Below are 19,600 nucleotides of genomic sequence, written 5' to 3'. Positions count from 1 at the left end.
GGTGGTCATGCCGACTTCACCTTGCATGCGACCGATCCCTGCTCGCGACTCTGGACCTGTTCGTCGCGAACCTCGCCGTTGACGATGATCCTGCAACCGAGTTCATCTCCCGTTGACTGGGCCATGAGATTGGCCAACATCGACGTACGCGTCGTGACTTCTTCGTGCGTCCAAGGCAACGTCGTGAAGTCGACACGGTGTGGTCTGCTGTCGACGTCTAGGTAAGTGAGCGTCCCTGTGCCCGCGGATTCCCCGAACACCATGTAGACCACATGCTTGGGAGCGAACGACGGGAGCTTCGGCGCGCCCTTCGGACTCACCACCGGCCCCGACGGGGCAGATAGCGCGCGCACCTTCATCACGGATACGGACGCAAGCGAGGCCACGACCGCTATCACCACGACCAACCAGCCGTGTCGGATGACCTTGCGCCCGAACGCACCGAGCCCTCGAGGGAACGCCATCAGATGCGAGCGTCTATCGCCGCGGTCAGTTCGTCTTCGATGTACGCAAGAAGCTCATCGCTCTTTTCGTAACTTCCGGCTAGGAAACCCACCCGCAGTCGTTGATTCAGCGAGTCAATCGTGTACACCGAAACTTCCCGACCGTACAAGAACGTATAAATAGCTGGCCCCAATGCCGATGCATGACTGGACGTGATGTCGTCTACGACCAGATTCCCCGGTAGGCGGGGAACACGAATTCGACCTAGCTGGGTGGCATGAATTGCGCCACCAAAAGACTTATCAGCGAGAAGCTTCGTTGGCTCATTTCTGACGCGCGTTCGGTGAATTGTGCCGTCCGCTAAGTCCCTGTCGAATTGGACATGTATCTTTCTGGCGAGTGTGACGAGGTCCGGCCCGATCTCAACATCGCCGAACCATGCGTTGGAGAGCAAGTTGGTCGCTTCGGTGGGGGCAACCGGAGGCGTTACACAGTCGCGAAGATCTACCGGATAGAAATACAGTGGGACTGGGTCGCCAGCGCGGACATGCGCACGAATCAGAGCTGCGGACACAAGCGCGTTGATCGAGATGCTTTCGATATTGCCGAGGCGGGCGAGGCTTGCTCTGCCGAGTTTTTCCAACGTCATCTGTTTGGCGAGCGCGGGCTCCCGAGGGGGCGGGAGTTTCTGGGCAAGCGCGGCCTCATCCCACAGCGGCACACGCAATACTTCATCCGCCTTCACGCTCGGATCCGCGCCCGGATACTGAGTGCGGTTCAGGAAGTACTCCCCCGACTGTGGGAATTTTTGGGTGAGGATCGGCGGGAACTGCCCTTCCTCGACGCGCTGAACGTAAAGGCTCCAAAACTCGATGAGGATCGCAGATCCGTGGCGACCGTCCGCAATGGAGTGGTGGACGAAGAACGTTACGCGGGCCTGGCCGTCCCCGAGCAGCAGATCGACGTAGAAAAGCTGCTGCGTCTGATCGAATACGGCCTCACGCCCAGTGGACCGGGCCCCAAGGTCTTCTCCCTCGAATACGCGGATCGATTTGGGCGGTCGGTGCGTCGCCACAAACTCGGGGACTTGATCATTCTTACGGATGATGCTTCGCAGGGATTCGTGGCGGAGCTGCATCTCAATACAAGTGTCATTCAGCGCCTCGATATCTAAATCCCCCGAGATAAGCATTGACTGCCCGCCGAAATGACCAAACCCGAAAGTGAAGTATGTCTCCAGGCGGCTAAGTGGACGAATTGGCTCGCCAGGCGCGTCCACCGTGTCCTGATGCGGTCGCGTGTCTGTCACGTTGCCTCCCTTCTCGGCTATTCGCCCTGTTACGCATAGTGTTCGCACGGAACTCGGCTAATCAATCGCAAACTCGCCGGAAAGCAACTCCACGTCCCCTGGCTCCCGGATGGCAACGGTCTGAAATTCTGCGTTGAGACGTTCGGCGAGACGGGTCAGCGGTCCACTCGGCGCAAGTTCGATGACGACGGTGTCGGCGGTTGCTGCCGAAGCGATCGTGGCGGCACACAGATCCCAACGGACCACCGAATTGATCTGGGCGATCAACCGCTTTTTGAAGTCCATGGGACCTTCGATGATCGCGCCGTCACGATTGCCGATCATGGGGGACGACGGGGTCAAAACCGGACAGCTGTTCACTGCTTCTGCGAACGGCGATATCGCGGTGTCCATCGCCGAGGTGTGAAAGGCACCCGCCACATCCAGTTTCATGACGCGCATGCCCTCGGGTGGCGCGTCGGCAAAACGTTCGACAGCGTCGAGGGGCCCGGCGACGACGAACTGGTTGCAGCCGTTGCGGTTGGCCGTCGAGAGGCCATGTTCATGCGTTTTAGCCACAATCTCGTCATCTGACGCGCCGCCCCTCTTCGTCGGCATCACCGCGGCCATACCGGTGGCGGCCAGGGCGCATGCCGACGACATCGCGCCGCCCCTCACGCCGGCCAACGTCAGCGCGGCCTCATCAGTCAGATAGCCCGCCCCAACCCCGGCAGCGAGCTCACCCACCGAGTGGCCGGCGAACAGTGCGCCGTCTCCGGAGATATCGACTTTCTCGCGCAGCACGCTCAGTGACAGCAGGGCCGCCGCGATGATGACGGGCTGAGCGACGGCGGTATCACGCAAGGAGTTCTCATCTCTGCTGGCGGTCACCAGGTCGAACTTGACCGCGTCAGACCAGATCGCGATGCGATCGCGCGCAGCGGACAGGGTCAGCCAAGGATCGAGCATGCCCGGCTTCTGCACACCTTGCCCAGGGGACGTGACGATGTAGTTGTACACACTTCCTCGCTTTCCCAGTGGGGTCAGATATTCTCCGGCACTAGCTTTTTGCATCGCCGCCTAGATGATTGGGCTGACATTGCACACCTGGATGAGACAGGCGCTTACTTCGTCGATGTGGTCTTCCAAGTAGAAATGCCCACCGCCGCGGAATACCTGCAGATCGAAATTGGCGCGGGTGTGTTCGCGCCACGAACTCACCCGCTCCAGTGGGGCCAAGACATCCTTGTCACCGATGAGCGCGGTGATATCGCAGGCGACGGTCGCATCCGGCGGTGGAGTGTATGTCTCGCCGGCAGTGAAATCGCTACGCAGCACCGGGAAAAGAGCGCTGAGGGCCGAAGGGTCGTCGAGGATCTCGGGTGGCAGGCCGCCCAAAGCCGCTATTCTTTCGATTCCTTCGGCTTCGTTGAGCAGGCGGTAACCGAGATCGACCACCTTGGACGGTGCCACTATCCCGGACACCACAAGTTTGCGAACGGGCAGCCTCTGCGCCACTTCGAACGCGATGTGACCACCGAGGCTGTGACCGAAAAGTACGTCTTGCTTGTCGCTGGCGGGCAGGGCCGATGCAATGCCTTCTGCGAGCAGGGGCACTGACGCTATCGGCTGCTCGCGCAATCTATTTCCCCGTCCCGGATATTGCACGGCGAGCACTTCGGTGTCGGCCGGCAGCATCTTCGCCAATCGCCTGAAGTAACTGGCGGAACCGCCTGCGTGAGGGAAACAGATCACCCGCGTCGCACCGTTCCCGTCGCGGAGCCTGCGCAGCCAAGGATTGCCAGGCAGTAACTCATCGGTCCTGCGCACCTGTCCTCCTTAGTCTGTCGAGGCGTCCGTCGGTGATGAAACCGGCGGACGCTGTTTGAGAATGCCTGATGCGTTCGCGCTCTTCGGGTTTGAGCGCTATTTCATCTTGTACCCGCCATCGATATGTAGAACCTCGCCCGTGATGTAGGTGTTGTGGGGGCTCGCGAGGTACAGGACGGCATCGGCGACTATTTCCGGCTTCGCGAAGTCTTTGGCCAGTATCTGGGCCTTCAAGCGTTCGAAGGTGGCTGGAACGTGTGTACGCGTGATCTCTGCCATGTCGGTGTAGACAACGCCTGGTGCCACCGCGTTCGAGATGATGTTTCGCGACGCGAACTCGACCGCTATGGCTTTGGTAAACGACTCCAAGCCACCTTTGGTTGCGGCATAAGTAGATTGACCGCTGTCGGGCTTGTCGGCGGCCACCGAGGAGATATTGATGATTCGTCCGTATCGCTGGCCCAGCATGTGTGCGACGACAGCTTTCGTCATCCGGATGGGGCCCAGCAGATTGGTGGCCACCGTCTCCTCGAGATAGTCCGGGGCGATGTCAAGGAGCAGTCCGGCTCCGTGGGTGCCCGCATTGTTCACGAGGACATCGATCCGGCCGAATTCGGCGTGCACGGTATCTGCTAGTAGCTCGGGTACTGCCGGATCGGCTATGTCGCCCTGACAGAGGAGGACCCGTCTACCCAACGCGGATATTTTCTCGGCGACCTCTTCTGCTGCTGGTTTCGAGTTTCCATAGTGCAACGCAATATCCGCCCCATGTTCGGCAAGCGCCAACGCGATGGAACGTCCGATTCCGCGTGAGGCCCCGGTGACAAGCGCGACCTGACCCTCAAACTCTTTGCCGCTCAAAGACACGTTTCTCCCTGGTTTGTGATGCTCAAGTGGTCCTGATGGTCACGCCGCGTCTGGACGTTTGGCCAGTACCGCACTGGAGATTCCGTTGAAGTTGGTATAGGTGCCCAGAACTGAGTCGATCCGCTGCTTTCGGGGTCCGCCCTGGACGAACTCGAGCTGATCAGACAGTGGATCCCCGAGATGGGTGATTGCCGGCAGAGTACTTTCGGTGAAAATTTGCCCGGCGAGTGCCAGATCGACCAGCGGGCCGGCCGCTCCCGGCGTGCCGGTTATCGGTCGAACGGTCGATACGGGTATCGCACTGCCCTTGAACAAGGTGGTGAGCAGTTCGATCTCGGCGGTGTCGTAGCCGGGGGCCGCCTTGCCGTCGGCCAGCACCGCGCCGAGTTGCTCTGTCCCGATCCCGTTCTGGTGCAGCATGTCGTCGTAACGCTGAGCGATGTGGGCGGGCCCGGCGCCGCGGCTGCCCGAAACAACAACCGTGTCACATAATTGGACCAGCGGTGTGGCACCGCGCGCGGTCGCGTCTCGCGAGCGTTCCAACACCAGCGCTACCGCGCCCTCGCTCAGGACCGTTCCGTCTTGCGCACTATCGAAGCTCCGCAGCTGGCCATCGCCGCCAGCGTCCTTGCTGAGATGGCCCAGGCGGTAATGCCCGGCCAGCGTGAGTGGTTCGTTGTAGCTGCCCGCACCCACTACCAGTGCGATATCGCAATGCCCGTTACGCAGACTGAACGTGGCACGTTGCAGTGCGGTGACCGCCGCGGATTCGCCCTGGACCAGCGCTGCGCAATCACCGCGGAGCTCATGGACGATGCTTACCAGCGCGAGCGTGTTGTTGTTAAGGGCATGAATGATGGTGAACGGATCAAGCCCTCCGTTCATGAGTAGCTCGTTTGTCAATGCGCCGAAATCGATTTCGCGGCCCTCACCCAGTTGCGTCAGTCCTCGAGCGAAGGTTCCGATGCTGGGAGTAGTGGAATTGTCTTGTGCGACAAATAGTCCTCGTCGACGGTCCTCGACCCTCGCCCAGCCAGGTCCAGCCTCGGCGATCGCATCTTGAGCTGCCAACACCGCGTTGAAGGTGTATGGGGTGCCGTATTTCCGCTGTCTGTGTGGCACTGCTTCACGGCTTTGCTCCACGACCTCGGCGGGTATATGGCCGAAATGCGTGATCCGGCGCGTGGAGACCAGCGGATCGAGGTACGGCGAGATAGCCGGTTTCCCGTCAGTCCAGGCGTCCCACAGGGGTGTGATGTGACGACCCGTCGGCAGCACCACGCCGGTTCCTGTCACGACTATTGATTGACCTGAATGTTCAGTTGTCATAACGGCGTACCACCAAAGCAGCGTTGAGCCCACCGAACCCGAGCGAGTTGTTGATTGCCACCTCGATATCAGCCTTGCGGGCCTGACCCGGCACATAGTCAAGGTCACAGGCCGGGTCGGGGTTCTCCAGGTTGAGCGTCGGCGGAATGATCCCGTCGCGTAACGACAGCACCGTAGATATCAGCTGTTGGGCACCTGCCGCGGCGAGCATGTGACCCAGCATCGTCTTGATAGAGCTGACCATGAGTGAGCGGTAATGCTCACCGGTGCGGAACACTTCTTTGATCGCAGCTGTCTCGGCCGCGTCGCTCAGCGGGGTGGATGTACCGTGCGCACTGACATAACCCACTTCGGACGGGGCGACTCCAGCATCGGCGAGGGCACGCTGCATCGCCAAAACCGACCCGCCTCCTTGCGGGTGCGGTGCGGTCACCTGATATGCGTCCAGCGAGCTGCCAAATCCCGCCACCTCGCCGTACACGTGCGCACCGCGCGCCAGTGCCGACGACTCGCTCTCCAACAGCACCATTGCCGCCCCCTCGGCGGTGACCATCCCACTGCGATCGCGGTCAAACGCTCGACATAGCCGGTCGCCGTAAAGTTTTGATGTTGATGGGGCGCCGAGCAGGTACAGACTCGTCATTATCGGCAGATTCAGGGGGCTAACCGCTCCCCCGGCGATCACGGCGTCTGTTTCCCCACGCCGGATCATCCGGAAGCCGTGCCCGAGTGCATGTGTTGCTCCGGCGCACGCCGTATTGAGGTTGAGCGTGGGACCAGCTAGGCCGGAGCGCGTAGCGATTTCGGTCGCCAAGGCATCGCCAGTGGCCAACGGCGCGTGGGACCGGTCAAGGCCGATCTGCTGTTCGTGTACGCGTTTCCAGTCCACGACGCCATCGACATACGCACTCAACAACTCTCCCGATTCACGTTCTGGCATTTCCGACGCGATCGAAACACCAACGCGGGCCAGTGCCGCGGCATTCGTCACACCGCCGTCCTCCAGTGCTTGCTGCGCGGCGGCGAGGCCGAACCGGGTGCGCTTCTCCATCGGCGCACCGAAATCGGGAAACAACGCGGTAAACGCTTGATCGTCTACCGGTGCCGCGTAGCCGACGGGAAAGTTCGGAACATCGGGCGGCGACCATGCCTGTATTGCCGAGCGTCCGTTGACCAATCCGTCCCACATGGACTGCCAGTTCATGCCAAGGCCACAGACCACGCCAAGGCCCGTCACCAGTACACGATTGCCGTGTCTGGGCTGGTTCACATCGCTCATCGCGCCACCTTTTCCACTACGACAGCGCAAACCTGTCCTTGGACACCGCAACTGAGCACCACAACCGCCTGATTGTTTGACAGTGATTCTTCGGCCACGGCATCGTCGCCGTTGCCGTTCACCGGGAGCAGCCGTAGCCCGCGCAGCAGTCCATGCCGGGCCAACAACACGTGCACCAAGGGCTGAGCGGGCCCGGTTACTCCGATAGCCTGCTCCGCGGAGAACACCGGTGCCTGGTCGTTGAACACGCTGCCAATCGCGGCATGCTGCGCGTGGGCTACCTCGTCCGTCCATGGACTATCGGCCAGGATCCAGCCCACGTCCTCAACCGATAATTCAGCTACGCGCAACGCATTTCGTAGTGTCTCCGCGAGTACCTCGGGGCGAGTCTGACTGGTGGCGAACCCGCGGCTGTAGCCCGTGAGTACAACATCGCTGGACTGTCCGACGCTAAAGAATGCCGCCGCTTCGCCTGGGATCGCTCCGTTCCAGCCCAGATCTTCGTATTGCAATGCCAGCCACGGGGATATGGACGGGCTCACCGCGCCGACCAACGCGGTCTCACAGTCGCCCTCGGCAACTGCGAGTGCGCCTTCGATCAGTGCCTGCATGCCTGCATCGGAGAAGGGCGAATACACCGATGTAGGGCCGGTCAACCCAAACAGGATTGCGATATGGCCGGCCACCGTGTTGTTCGAATCTGTCAGCGCGAAGAACGGTGGAATATCTCGAAGATACAGCTCGGCGATCTTTTCGGGATCTTTCGCCACCTCGCCAAGGTTAGGCGTATCACATTGCGGCAGTAGCGGACTGAGAACCATGGGCAGTCCGAGATAGGCGCCCCACTCAGGGCGGCCAACATCTGAGATGCCCTTCAGCGCCAGTTGGGCCCCATACATCGCCAAGCGAGTTTGTTTCACCGTCGTGCGCAACGCTTTTCGGTGGATGCCAAGCGTCGATGCATCTGGATCGGGAACTGCGAAGACTTCAGGAAGCTCGGACCACGATCCGAACATGAATTCGTTTGGGACAGTGTTCTTTTTTCCTACTCGCAGTGCTTCCCATACGGTCTCCACGCCAAGCCCGGTTGCCGAATACAAGCCTGGATTACACAGTCCTACCGCCAAGCGTTGATTCATTGAGGGTCACGCTTCCTTTGCCAGGATCAGTGTGCAGTTCATGCCGCCAAAGCCGAAGGAGTTCGAGAGCACGGTGTCAAATTCGTGGTGCCGGGCCTTGGTGACTACGTCGAGCCCTTTCGTGACATCGTCCGGTTCGCTGAAATTCAGCGTGGGCGGAATAATCTGTTCACGCAAGCTCATCGCAGACAGCACGGCTTCGATGGCGCCGCTTGCCGCAAAACCATGGCCGAGCGAAGACTTGGTGCTGGTCAACGGAATTGAGGCCGCACCGGCACCGAACACCAAGTGCAGGGCTGCAGCTTCGCACTCGTCGTTGGCTTGCGTGCCCGTCCCGTGCGCGTTCACATGATGTATGTCTGACGGACTCAGACCGGCATCAGCGATCGCGGCCCGCATACATTCCGCGTATGTCGCGCCGTCTCGCTCGCTTGAGGTTATCCGTACCGCCTCGGCGGTACCCATGTAGCCGGCGACTCTTGCCAGCGCCTGTGCACCACGTGCTTCGGCATGCGAGCGTCGCTCCAGCACAAGGAACGCGGCGCCGTCCGCGATGACGAAACCGTTGCGCCCCTTGTCGAATGGCCTGCTTATCTCGGCGCTTGGTTTGTCACCGGTGGGAGCGAGCGCGCCGAGCGCGGCGAAAGCCGTGACGATGCTGTAGGTGGTCAGCCGCTCGGCGCCGCCGACCAGCGCCACATCCAATTCGCCTGAGCGAATATGCCGGTAACCGCTGCCGATCGCCACACCGCCCGCGGCACAAGCCTCCGCATGCGTCACCAGCGGCCCACCAAGGCCGAAATACTCGGCCAGAGAGGCGGTCATCGTATCCGGAAGAAACTGCAGAAGATCATCCGGAAGATCCGATACGGCCTCGAGGTGGTCCAGGTAGGCGTCGAGATCGAACGTGCCGGCTTGCCGGTCATAGAGCCGAGACAGATCCGCGAGCGTGTCTGGCGCGAAGGCCAGCTTGTTGCACGCGGCAAACACGCCGACCCGGTCGCTGCCCGCAAGGTTAGGCAGGCCACTGCGCTTCCAAGCCTGTACTGCCGCATGCCATCCGAGCACGCCGGCCGCACCAACCCGAGCCGCCTGCTCGGGCAGCGCGCGCGCCAGCTTGCGCACGGTCTCCTCATCGACATGCCCAGAAACCGACGCGGGCAACTCAGCATCGCGATGCTCTTGGTGTTGCCGGATGAAGGAGGCACCGTCAGCCAACTGCCAAAATAGCTCCTCGGGATCAGTAACCGTCCCCGCGACAAGTCCAATCCCTGTGATGACTACATCGTCGTCGTCAGGTGACTGTTTCTGTAGCTCCATCTGTGATGATGCTTTAGCTAAAGGCGCTATGCGACAACCGAGTTGGCCTGAGTAAGCGCTTCTCGCACATCGGCGACCAGAAGTTCATCGCCGGTGATCTGCCCAGCCGAAGGATTGAGCAGGCGATACGCCATGGACGCCCAATGAGCAGTCGTCGTCGCTCCCGAAACCTCGTGCGGCCAAGCACCGGCCTGGAAGTCGGCAGCCGTGTAGCCGAACGCAGATTGATACAGCGCACTTTCAGCCAGTTTGGTGATTCGACCTTCCGCGTCGTACACGCGATCCTTACCCCCAAGCTCATCGGCAAGAGCGCTCAGAACGTTGCTGCGCGGGAAGGTAACGCGGAATTTCGACTCCAGATTGCGCCGGAGTTCGACGATGTCGAGCGACTCTACGCCCTGATCAGACATCGGCGCCGTCGTCACTTCATCGGCCTCGATTCCCAGCACCTCGGCCAATTCCTCACGCACAATAGCGTGAACCTCGTCATAGCTAAGCGGATTGCTCATGAGTATCAGAGTGCCTTTCATCTCTGCCGTCTGGTTCGCTCCGGGCGAGCCGAAAACTGCTCTGCCACTTGGCGATAGATTCGAACTTCGATCAGGTGACAACGTTGGCACTTGGCGATCACTCGCCGTGAACCTGATACCACAAACGATAAGACCGGCCGATAGCCTTCGCAACTGGTAGACGAAATCTGTCATCTATAGGTTGACCGCCCCGCGCCATAGGTCGATGGCCGGCGCCTACGGACCGAATGGGTCACTACCGCAGCGTGATTGTGACGCCCGCGACACCCTGCCCCACCCCGTGATCATGCAGGAAGGACGCAGGCCCCGCACCACGGTCGATTTTTACATCCCTCGACTGAATTTGTTGCACGACAAATTCTTTGAGATGTAGGCGACAAACCGGCGTCCCGTCGACACTGATACCAGAAAGCCCACCGCATCGCAGCAGGAGAAGAACGGGATCATATGCGCAGGCGCTAGTGATCGGTGACGAGTCCGCGTATCCGCAGCCATAGGAAACTGCGGGTTAACAACTCAAATCAAACATCTCAACTCGTGTCGCAGGTGACCAACTCATCCTCGGACACATTTTGCCCAGCTGGCGTGCCCTCGCCGCGGCACTGCATACGTGGATAAATCCGCCTCGCGCCCGAGGGGATTGAGGGCGCGGCCCGGTACCAGCTCAAGCGGAGGTACCGGGCCTCGCTGCCGTGCGCTATACCGCAGGCATGTGCTGTGTAATGCAATGGATTCCGCCGCCGTATCGAAAAATGTTCCGCGCGTCGACGCCAACAACCTCACGTCCGGGGTAGGCCTCAGCGAGTACGTCGAGGGCAATCTCATCGTTTGGATCGTCATAGGTGCAGGCTATGACGGCGCCATTTGTCACGACGTGATTCACGTAGCTGTAGTCAACCCATGTCACTTCATCCCGGAGCCGCAGTGGCGCGGGCAGGTCAAGAATCCGCCAGGCCCCACCGTCGGCCGTGCGGGCCGCGTCCAGTACAGATCGACACTCACTGTAGAGGTGGAAATCGGGATGGGATGGGTCAAATTGTCGATGCAGCAGCAATGTCGCGTCATCGGAAGGCACAGCGAGAATGTCGATGTGGCCCCTTGTCGCCCCCGGCAGCGCATCGCGAAACAGCCCGCGATGAAGCCATACGAACGATGTGACGCCTATTGTGCGGGTAAGTTCCCGCTCGATCTGCGTCCGGGACCAGTCAGGGTTACGGAACCGATCGAGTTGGACGGTGTCGGTGAGGAACACGGTGCCACGACCATCGACATGGATTCCGCCACCCTCGTTGACGAGGTCGGACGACACCAGCTCTGCGCCCGCGAGATTCGCCACAAAGGCACCAATCTTCGCATCATTTGCCCAGCATGATGGCTGCTGCCCCCAGCCGTTGAAACCCCAGTCAACTGCACCCAGCTGTCCATTCTCTCCCACCACGAACGTAGGCCCGAAATCCCGCATCCAGGCCTCATCGAGCGGGGCCTCATGTAACTGAATCGATGAGGTCAACATGGATCGTGCGACCTCTTGGTCCCCTGGCGCGACGACCATCTCGACTGGCAAGAAGCCAGCGATAGTGTTGGCGACCTCAGACCAGGCGGTACGGGCAACTAGCGCCTCATCGTGCGTGGCACCGAACAGCTCGCCAAGAGGTGGGAAGCCCATGAAGATGCGCTCCTGGGGAGCGGTCTCGCTCGGCATACGCCATGTACTGAAGGGGGTCATGCTACTCCTTTGGGGATGGTCCGACGTGGTGCTCACGCCGGAGGGTGTCACTACAACAGGTGGTCTTTGGGCAAAATGTTTCGTAACGACGGGGGCGTCGTCTCGATGGGAACCGGACATGATTCGTGGCCCTACGCGGAACTTCCGGACGACACGACGCGCGGTGCCGGCCACGACACTTGTGCGAGCCAGTACAAGCCGCCGCCAACCACAACTGACAACAACAGACTGACATCGATGCCCCCGGCAATATTGGCGAACGGTGCCTGGTATAGATCGTTCTGCACAGTGAGCAGGCCAAGCCCGGAACCCGCGATGAACGGCACGACGGCGCGCACATTGAATCCATGGGAGAACCAGTACAAGCCGCCGCGGCCATCCTGCCCGAAGCGTTGCAACGCCTTTGGGTCGTACTGGCCCCGGTTCGCTTTGAAGAAACCGCAAATATTGATGGCAACCCAGGATCCTGCAAAGGAATTGAGCACCACGGTCATGCCCGTGACCGAGTCAATCGCATCAGTGACGACGACACCGAGATACATAAGCACGACTGCGATCCCCGAGGCGATGAGTGTGGTCTGAGTGCGGTTGAGACGCGGCACAATCGACTCAAGATCGAGACCGCTTGAGTAAATGCTGATCACCCCCTGGCCACAGCCGCCAAGCACAGCCAGAATCAGCAACGGAACGACGTACCAACCGGGGGCAGTAGCCACCATGTCCGCGACATACGACGCGGTCGGTGCGGAAAATGTGGACGCGGTGAACGCCCCAAACGTAGCGGTCGAGAATAGACCCAGAAAAATCCCCGCGGAAACCGCGACAGCAATTTGCCGGTCGGAATATCTGCTACGTGAAATCCGCCGCGTGTAGTCACCTACCGACGGTGCGTACGAGAGCGGCCCTCCGACCGAGACCGTCACGGCGAAAAGCCAAGTCGGCCAAAATTCTTGTAGTGCATACCCGTGTTGGGCGCTGCCCATCGGATGGAAGTTTGGCGCGTACGCGAGCACGCCGAGAGCGAGAACAACGACCGCCAAAGGGATAATGATCTTCTGAGCCCACACGATGGTCGCGTGACCGTATAGCGCAATCAGGATTACCTCTAGCGCAATGACTCCATAGCCGAGAAGGAAGGCTACGTGATTCTGGGGTGCGCCGAAAAGCCGGCTGGCACCGGCAATGAGCGCTTCACCCGATGTCCAGACGGCGATCGCCGCATACACCAGAGCGAACATCAGGGTAAGCGATGAGCCAATAAGACGTCCCCGAACACCGAAATGAGCACCCGAAGAGACAGGGTTGTTGGTGCCGGTACGGGGCCCAAACAGCGACATGGGTGCCGTGAGCATCAGGCCGATCAGCAGGCCGGTCACGCTCGATGAGACGGCCTGCCAGAAGGTCAGGCCCATGACGATCGGTAGCCAACCAAAGATGATCGTGGAGAAGGCAAGGTTCCCTCCGACGAAGACCGCGAATAGATTCTTCGGCGAAGATCCCCTGGCCGCCTCTGGTAGATAGTCAATGCCGGCTCTCTCGATGGCCCCAACGCGATCCCGCCCGACCGATTCGCGGCTTGCGATTAAGGACGTTGCGCTGCAACATGCTTGAATCTCATCCATGGGACTTCTCCCAGCACCTTTGACAACTACGCAGCTGGCCGCCGATGGCGATGCCGCGCAATTCGCGCACAGTCATGGAAATTCCCTTCCAGGGTTGAAAGAGCGAGTCGGGTAGTTCCGCACCTCCACACGAGCGGGGGCAGGTGCTACCTGCCCCCGCCCAGTACTTAGCCAAGCCGCGGGGTGCGCGGAGGCACGGTTCGGCGCATCCCGGTTGCTTCAAACGCCGCAGCCAAGGTGAGCAGAGCAGCGTCGTCGTAGCTGCGCCCTGCGAAAGTGAGCCCGACAGGCATGCCGATATCCGACATAGTGCCCATCGGAACGGTCACGGTCGGGATGCCCAAGTGACGCGGTACGAGATTGCCGTTGGCCACCCAGACCCCGTTACGCCATCCCCTATCAGCCGACTCCTGGTCAACGTCCATATCCGCAGCCCCCACATCGGCGGAGGCCGGGAATATCACGGCATCCAGCCGGTGTCCGTCCATCCACTCCTCCAGATCGAGACGGCGGGTCTCCTCCAGTCCTCGCAGACCCTCCGGAAGGTGCGGGATCGCGCCCAGCCCGGAGACAGCATTTTCCCGAATGCACGCTGGGTATTCAGCGATGTCATCGTCAAATCCGGCATAGCGATCTGGCAACGCCCCTGCCGGATGAGGAGAGATCATCTCTCCATTCACGTCCGCAAGACGGTTCAGGGCCGGGTCGTCGTTGGCCCGCAGAAAGTCATCCCACGACCAGGCTGCCAGCAGTCCGGTCTCGGTACGAAGGAATTCCGGGGACACCAGTCCACGTGTGCCGATCGTCGGTGCCCCGGGCCTGTCTCCTTCGTAGTTCGACACCACGGGAAAATCGACCAGAATCACCTCAGCCCCTGCCCTTTCCAAATCCAGCTTGGCAACACGCCAAAGATCCATCACGGACGACCGCGTGACGATGGGCTGCCCCGTGGACCCGCCGATGCCAGGGCTTTCGCCCGTGCCAGCCTCAGGGTCAGCGTTGACATACATGCGCGGCACCCCAAACCGCTTGCCCCTCAAAGCCGCACGGGCTTTCGCCGCACTCGCGGGGGCAAGCGTCGGGTAGGACGCCGGTCGCACAGTGGATGCGGCGGGAATCTCGACCCACGATTGCATGCGCCAGAAGTCACCGCGTGTTTCAGCATCGTCGGCGACAATCACATCGAGCACCTCGAACATGTCGGCCATGGAACGCGTATGCGGCACCACCACGTCCATGGTGGGGACCAGCGGCCAATTACCACGCACTGAAATCACGCCGCGCGACGGAGTGTAGGCACAAAGAGCGTTGTTCGAAGCCGGCGAACGGCCACTCGACCAGGTCTCTTCACCGAGCCCGAACGCCGCGAAGCTGGCAGCGGTGGCAGTGCCAGAACCGTTGGATGAACCGGAACCAAACGCCGCCGTTAAGAAATCACCGTTGTAAGGACTCTCCGCGCGCCCATACACTCCCCGCTGCATGCCACCGTTCGCCATCGGCGGCATATTTGTCAGCCCGATCAATACCGCGCCACCGGCACGCAGCCGCTCGATCGTGAACGCATCTCGTTGCGCGACAAGGTGTTCAAAAGCGGGCGAGCCAGCGGCAGCGGTGAGGCCTTTCACCAGATAGCTGTCCTTGGCCGTATACGGGATGCCGTCCAGAGGACCGAGCAGTTCACCGCGGCCGCGGCGCGCGTCGGATGCGCGAGCTTCGAGCATCGCGTCTGGGTTTATCACCACCAGCGCATTCAGCGTCGGACCGCTCTTGTCATACGCATCGATGCGCTCCAGATACGCGCGGGTGAGTTCGGCACTGCTCGTCTCACCCGACTCCAGTGCGGCGCGAAGCTCGGCAATCGAGGCCTCAACCACCTCAAAGAGCGGTCTTCCGCGGCACTCCCCCGCGTTACGGGCAGCGTCAGGGCGCCGTGTCGAGGAAGTGGGCTGTGCGGTGAATCCGGAGTAGTTCATTGTGTGGTTCCTCAATGTATGTGGGGCGGTATAGCTTCGGCGGTGTCTGACCGGGATGACGTCCATCCCCAGTTCCCGCAGCGATCCGGGCTGTTCATCGATTCATGCCCGTTCCGCAGCCGGCCGCATGACCGTCAGCGAGAAGCCAAGCCAAGGTCATGGATCTTTCCTCCCGATATGAGGTACGCGCCGCGTCTCACACCCGATGCCGGAACGTTCCGGCACCGGGTTGTCGAAAGTATGCGGTACATCACGTTTCCGGTCAAGGCTTGTGCCAACGCCTACGTGGCACGGGCACCGGACAAGCGCACCGGTTCCAGTTCAGTCACCGGGTACTGATTGGCCTCAAACGCATACACTGAGGTATGCCTCGCGCTCCGGTAACCATCGTGGACATAGCGCGGGAAATGGGGTTATCCAAGACGACGGTCGCCGATGCCCTCGGCGGCTCAGGCCGGGTTTCGGAGGCAACACGGGAGAAGACTCGCCTCGTCGCGGAGCGGATGGGCTATGTCTCAAACAGGGCGGCGCGTTTGTTGCGACGCAACGAGACCGGCGCCCTCGGCCTCTACATCCCCGGAGACGTGCGCAATCTATCGTTCTACATGGAGTTAGCATTCGGCGCCGCAGACGAATCGGCAGCTTTGGGCCTCGACCTGACGCTCATAGGCCGCCATCTAACCGGCGAAAACCGCAGCCGCCCACCGCAAGTAGACGGAATCATCGCCGTTGATCCCGTCCCGGGGGACGCCGCACTCGAGTCGTTGCTTACTTCAAACGTCCCCATCGTGACGGTGGGGCGCATCTTGGATAAAGATGTTTCCCACCATGCGGCCGAGATTGAAATCGACCACTACCGAATGGTCACCTTGTTACTCGATGCGATCCGGGCCGCCGGCGGCAAGCGTCCCGCCCTGGCGGCTCTCGACCAGGGGGCCGATTCATCGTATGTCTTCGATGTTTCGCGGGGATACCAGGAGTGGTGCGCAAAGGCCGGTGTCGTCCCGCTGGCGACGCGCCTTTCCGCGACACCCACCGATGTTGAACTGGCGCAAGCCATCCGGGGAATAGTGGAGCACCAGGGAATCGATGCTCTGGTGGTCGGAGCGCAAGGCCTAGCCGCTCGATCACTCCCCGTCTTACAGTCCCTGGGCCACGAAGTCGGGAGCAACTTTCATCTCGGGACCCTTGTCGGCGATCCTGCGACAGAGCTCACCAACCCCGACATCCACGCCGTGGACCTGCGCCCCCGCGAGTTCGGACACCAAGCCGTGACATTCCTACACGACATCATCGCAGGGCGGGCCTCTGCGAACGACCGGAGAACTCATCAAGCGCGGCTAAAAATAGCCGGCGTTTCATCTCCGCCCGCTATCCGCCGCGCGATGTCAGATTGATCAGTGGCAGATAGACGGTGTCGAACAATTCCGCGAGCTTGCTCTCGCCAAAAGGCTTGCGGGTGAAGAACAGCTCGTGACGCATGAGCGCGAGGATGCTCGTCGCAACGGGCAACGGGATGTCCTCCGGACCGATCTCGCCGCGCTCGCGGGCATCGGCCAGGGCCCTCAGGACCGTTTGATCGACCCATCCGGCGATTGCCGTCGTCATATCGTCGGCCAACCCGTCGTCGGCCTCGGCCAATAGGCAGCGGTAATTGCCGACCCCGATCCGGTGCAGCTCCCGGAGTAAGGCCCCCAACAGTGCCAACACGTCTTCACGCAGAGAGGTGGCCGATGCGAGCCGCGTGGGTGGATATCGCAGCGTCGGCAGCGCGTCGGCGACCATGTGCGCGCGAGATCGGTAGCGTCGGTACAGCACCGGCTTGCTGGTCTTGGCACGGCGGGCCACACCCTCGAAAGTGACCCCGGCATAGCCGTGGTCCTGCAGCTCCGCGTACGTCGCATCGCGGATGGCTGACATCAGCGCGTCGTCGCGCCGCCGCGTGCCCACGTCCGCCCGTGGCGCGGCCACACTTCCCTTCAAGCCTCCGTTAGACACGTTGCGTATCTTACTCGTGATACGATCGAACCACGCAAGATACGGGCCGTTTCTTACGAATTACTGTTGCCGCCAGGCCGCCCAGGAAGGGGAAACCATGAGCGTCGTTCTGCCCACCGTGGCCGATTTGAACCCCACCCAACGGGAAGCATTCGATCTGTTCCCGGCCAATCTGACCCGGGGCCTGGTGATGACGAGAAATAGCGCCAAGCCCTATCTCGCATTGGGCCTCTCCTTCAGAGATGGCGGGCTGGCACCGGAGACCAGGGAATTGGTCATCTTGCGTGTCGGCGCGATTACGAACGCGCAGTACGAGATCCACCACCATGCCCCGGAGGCGCAGCGCGTGGGGGTGCCGGCCGAGGTGATCGACGCCGTGGTGTCTGGAGCAGATTCATTCGGCGACGAGCGCCTCGACGCGCTGATCGGTTTCGTCGGCGACCTAGTCGCCGGGATCACCAACGCGCCCGCAGACACCGCCGTGATCCAGAAGTTCTACTCAGACAACGAAATCGCCGAAATCATACTGCTCACTGGGCATTACGTGATGACAGCACTCTTCCTCAAGACACTGGGCATCGGCCCCGAGGGAGAGGGCGAGACGCGAGACATCCTCACCAGCGCTACGAACAAACTGCGCACAGACGAAGGGCAGAACTGACATGGCACAAGATTTCGCGTTCCAGAAGGGGCTCGTCCCGCTCGGCGGCGGCGCACACGTTTTCCTCTCTGGTGACGAGGGTTTCGGACTGGCCAACGCGGGCCTGGTGGTCAGCGATGACGAATCACTGGTCGTAGATACGCTTTACGACGTGCGGCACGCACGGGAGATGCTTGATGAGTTCGGCCGGCACACGGCCACCGCCCCGGTGCGATATGTGTTCAACACCCACACTGACGGCGACCACTTCTTCGGCAATCAGGTATTCGCCGACGATGTCGAGATCATCACCACCGAAGCCGCGCGCGCACTCATGGTGCAGGAGCACGCGGACCTGACCGCCGAACTCCTTGGCGGCAGCTCCGACCCCGCATCGAACATGCACGTGTTGGCGCCACTCGCCAAGCCCTTCCACTTCAATGAAGTGCGCGTTCGCCCCGCGGACACCACGTTCTCCGGCGAGCGGGCGCTTCGGGTGGGCAAACTCGATGTAGAACTGCATGAGCTCGGTCCGGCCCACACCGTCGGCGACGCAGTAGCCTTCCTCCCCGAACACAGGGTGCTCTTCTCCGGCGACCTGCTGACTCGCGGAATCGTGAAGGTTGTCTGGTCGGGTTCTATCCCCAACTGGATCGTGGCGTTGGAGCGCATCCGCGCTTTCGGCGCCAAAATCGTTGTGCCCGGGCACGGTCCATTGCTCGTCGATGCCGAGGTCGACGCGGCCATCGATCGCGGCATCGCGTTCTGGTCGGACTTACACGAGCAAGCGAACCGACTCTATGACCAGGGCGTCCCCGCCCAGGACGCCACGGCTCTCATCGATATCGCAAAATACCCTGAAGCGATGGTCACTTTGCCGATCATCGTCACCGCGATCTACCACGAACGCAACCCCGAGATCCCCTTCCAAAGCCTCACCCAGGCACTCGAATCCATCTCAGGTCAGCTCGCCAAGGCCGCCGCCGGCCCGAAGTAGAAGCGTGTCTGGCTAGCCTGCTGCGTTGGTACGCAACGGTGGACATTGCCCCTCGGCATCCGCGGTGAGTTCGTAGTGCCACTTCTCGTTGGCAAAGACCTGGCACAAGCCGAATTGCGTGCTGTGCGCCAACATCCAGCCATACGCGGCTGCCGGACCTATGTCGACAGCCTTGCCCGACACATGATGCGACTCATCCGGGGTGGCCACCCACTGCCGGGCGACCGCCAGGCTTCCATACGTCTGTACCGCATCGTCGAGCAACTGCTGCTGAAAAGCCCGGGAACGCCAGCCCGACGTGATCAGAAGGGTTACCCCGTCGGCCGCCGCACTGTTGGCAGCGTCCTGGACGGCGCGCAGTAGCGAAGGATCCAACCGGATGACGGCAAGAGAGGAAGTATCGAACGGGCTGACCGGAGCCGACAAAGCGCCCCCATCCGGCTCCTCGCCGAGCGTGCTGGGGGTGGACGGCGGGGGCACCGTCGTCTGAGCCGTCACCAAGACGATGGTGGCATTCGGCCGGTCCCCTGCGACCGAATCCGCGGAATGGCAAGCAGATGGGGCGAGCGCCGCGACGGCGGCCAGGCTCAGGACTGCACTACGCGACATCGGAGGCTT

19 protein-coding genes are annotated in these 19,600 nt (G+C 61.3%); 4 read left to right on the top strand and 15 right to left on the bottom strand.

The genetic code is table 11. The features are described 5' to 3' along the window. Positions 1-5: 5 nt before the first annotated feature. The 13 genes from MAB_RS10420 to MAB_RS10360 all read right to left on the bottom strand — a co-directional run bounded on the left by MAB_RS10420 (position 6) and on the right by MAB_RS10360 (position 15,347). Positions 6-464, bottom strand: coding sequence for an MmpS family transport accessory protein (locus tag MAB_RS10420; protein WP_005110535.1), 459 nt, complete (start codon positions 462-464; stop codon positions 6-8). Next, positions 464-1,753 carry a phthiocerol/phthiodiolone dimycocerosyl transferase family protein gene (locus tag MAB_RS10415; protein ID WP_012296501.1) on the bottom strand — a complete coding sequence of 430 codons (1,290 nt, stop codon included), beginning with the start codon at positions 1,751-1,753 and terminating at the stop codon, positions 464-466. Before MAB_RS10415 ends, MAB_RS10420 begins: the two co-directional genes overlap by 1 nt. A gap of 57 nt (positions 1,754-1,810) precedes the next feature. After that, on the bottom strand, positions 1,811-2,752 hold the full coding sequence (locus tag MAB_RS10410) for an ACP S-malonyltransferase (protein ID WP_005080188.1): 942 nt from the start codon (positions 2,750-2,752) through the stop codon (positions 1,811-1,813). A 60-nt stretch (positions 2,753-2,812) separates the two neighbouring features. Then, positions 2,813-3,562: a thioesterase II family protein gene (locus MAB_RS10405; RefSeq protein ID WP_005114250.1), complete on the bottom strand. Its 750-nt coding sequence runs from the start codon at positions 3,560-3,562 to the stop codon at positions 2,813-2,815. A 96-nt stretch (positions 3,563-3,658) separates the two neighbouring features. Continuing rightward, positions 3,659-4,429, bottom strand: a complete 771-nt coding sequence (locus tag MAB_RS10400) for an SDR family NAD(P)-dependent oxidoreductase (RefSeq protein WP_005080193.1) — start codon at positions 4,427-4,429, stop codon at positions 3,659-3,661. 39 nt (positions 4,430-4,468) lie between these two features. Beyond that, positions 4,469-5,725 (bottom strand): beta-ketoacyl synthase N-terminal-like domain-containing protein, encoded by a 1,257-nt coding sequence (locus MAB_RS10395; protein WP_005118792.1) that lies wholly within the window; start codon positions 5,723-5,725, stop codon positions 4,469-4,471. Between the two features lie 22 nt (positions 5,726-5,747). After that, positions 5,748-7,037, bottom strand: coding sequence for a beta-ketoacyl-[acyl-carrier-protein] synthase family protein (locus tag MAB_RS10390; RefSeq protein ID WP_005110527.1), 1,290 nt, complete (start codon positions 7,035-7,037; stop codon positions 5,748-5,750). Beyond that, positions 7,034-8,176, bottom strand: coding sequence for a beta-ketoacyl synthase N-terminal-like domain-containing protein (locus tag MAB_RS10385; RefSeq protein WP_005092412.1), 1,143 nt, complete (start codon positions 8,174-8,176; stop codon positions 7,034-7,036). Before MAB_RS10385 ends, MAB_RS10390 begins: the two co-directional genes overlap by 4 nt. A gap of 6 nt (positions 8,177-8,182) precedes the next feature. Then, a complete protein-coding gene (locus tag MAB_RS10380) occupies positions 8,183-9,496 on the bottom strand; it encodes a beta-ketoacyl-[acyl-carrier-protein] synthase family protein (protein ID WP_005110525.1) in 1,314 nt (437 codons plus the stop codon). Positions 9,497-9,522: 26 nt separating this feature from the next. Beyond that, the gene (locus tag MAB_RS10375; protein ID WP_005092414.1) at positions 9,523-10,026 is read right to left on the bottom strand and encodes an acyl carrier protein; all 504 of its coding nucleotides are present in this window, start codon (positions 10,024-10,026) and stop codon (positions 9,523-9,525) included. A 697-nt stretch (positions 10,027-10,723) separates the two neighbouring features. Then, complete coding sequence (locus MAB_RS10370) at positions 10,724-11,752, bottom strand: agmatine deiminase family protein (RefSeq protein WP_005080199.1); 1,029 nt, start codon at positions 11,750-11,752, stop codon at positions 10,724-10,726. Positions 11,753-11,883: 131 nt separating this feature from the next. Next, positions 11,884-13,374: a purine-cytosine permease family protein gene (locus tag MAB_RS10365; RefSeq protein WP_005110519.1), complete on the bottom strand. Its 1,491-nt coding sequence runs from the start codon at positions 13,372-13,374 to the stop codon at positions 11,884-11,886. A 167-nt stretch (positions 13,375-13,541) separates the two neighbouring features. After that, complete coding sequence (locus MAB_RS10360; RefSeq protein WP_005110516.1) at positions 13,542-15,347, bottom strand: amidase; 1,806 nt, start codon at positions 15,345-15,347, stop codon at positions 13,542-13,544. Positions 15,348-15,389: 42 nt separating this feature from the next. Between MAB_RS10360 and MAB_RS10355 the strand changes: the two genes are divergently transcribed. Then, the gene (locus MAB_RS10355) at positions 15,390-15,686 is read left to right on the top strand and encodes a hypothetical protein (RefSeq protein WP_021269025.1); all 297 of its coding nucleotides are present in this window, start codon (positions 15,390-15,392) and stop codon (positions 15,684-15,686) included. Positions 15,687-15,712: 26 nt separating this feature from the next. Further along, complete coding sequence (locus MAB_RS10350) at positions 15,713-16,744, top strand: LacI family DNA-binding transcriptional regulator (protein ID WP_017206489.1); 1,032 nt, start codon at positions 15,713-15,715, stop codon at positions 16,742-16,744. Here the strand turns inward: MAB_RS10350 and MAB_RS10345 are convergent. Then, complete coding sequence (locus MAB_RS10345) at positions 16,719-17,318, bottom strand: TetR/AcrR family transcriptional regulator (RefSeq protein ID WP_005080204.1); 600 nt, start codon at positions 17,316-17,318, stop codon at positions 16,719-16,721. The genes MAB_RS10350 and MAB_RS10345 overlap by 26 nt on opposite strands. Positions 17,319-17,442: 124 nt before the next feature. Here MAB_RS10345 and MAB_RS10340 point away from each other — a divergent pair, with 124 nt between their 5' ends. Then, the gene (locus tag MAB_RS10340) at positions 17,443-18,006 is read left to right on the top strand and encodes a carboxymuconolactone decarboxylase family protein (protein ID WP_005080205.1); all 564 of its coding nucleotides are present in this window, start codon (positions 17,443-17,445) and stop codon (positions 18,004-18,006) included. Between the two features lies 1 nt (position 18,007). After that, on the top strand, positions 18,008-18,982 hold the full coding sequence (locus tag MAB_RS10335; protein ID WP_005110512.1) for an MBL fold metallo-hydrolase: 975 nt from the start codon (positions 18,008-18,010) through the stop codon (positions 18,980-18,982). A 12-nt stretch (positions 18,983-18,994) separates the two neighbouring features. Here MAB_RS10335 and MAB_RS10330 read toward each other — a convergent pair whose 3' ends face one another. Then, on the bottom strand, positions 18,995-19,591 hold the full coding sequence (locus MAB_RS10330) for a M15 family metallopeptidase (protein ID WP_005110511.1): 597 nt from the start codon (positions 19,589-19,591) through the stop codon (positions 18,995-18,997). Between the last annotated feature and the right edge of the window lie 9 nt (positions 19,592-19,600).

It is taken from the genome of Mycobacteroides abscessus ATCC 19977 (assembly GCF_000069185.1).
Classification (GTDB): Bacteria; Actinomycetota; Actinomycetes; order Mycobacteriales; family Mycobacteriaceae; genus Mycobacterium; species Mycobacterium abscessus.
This window is presented reverse-complemented; position numbering and strand designations above follow the sequence as displayed.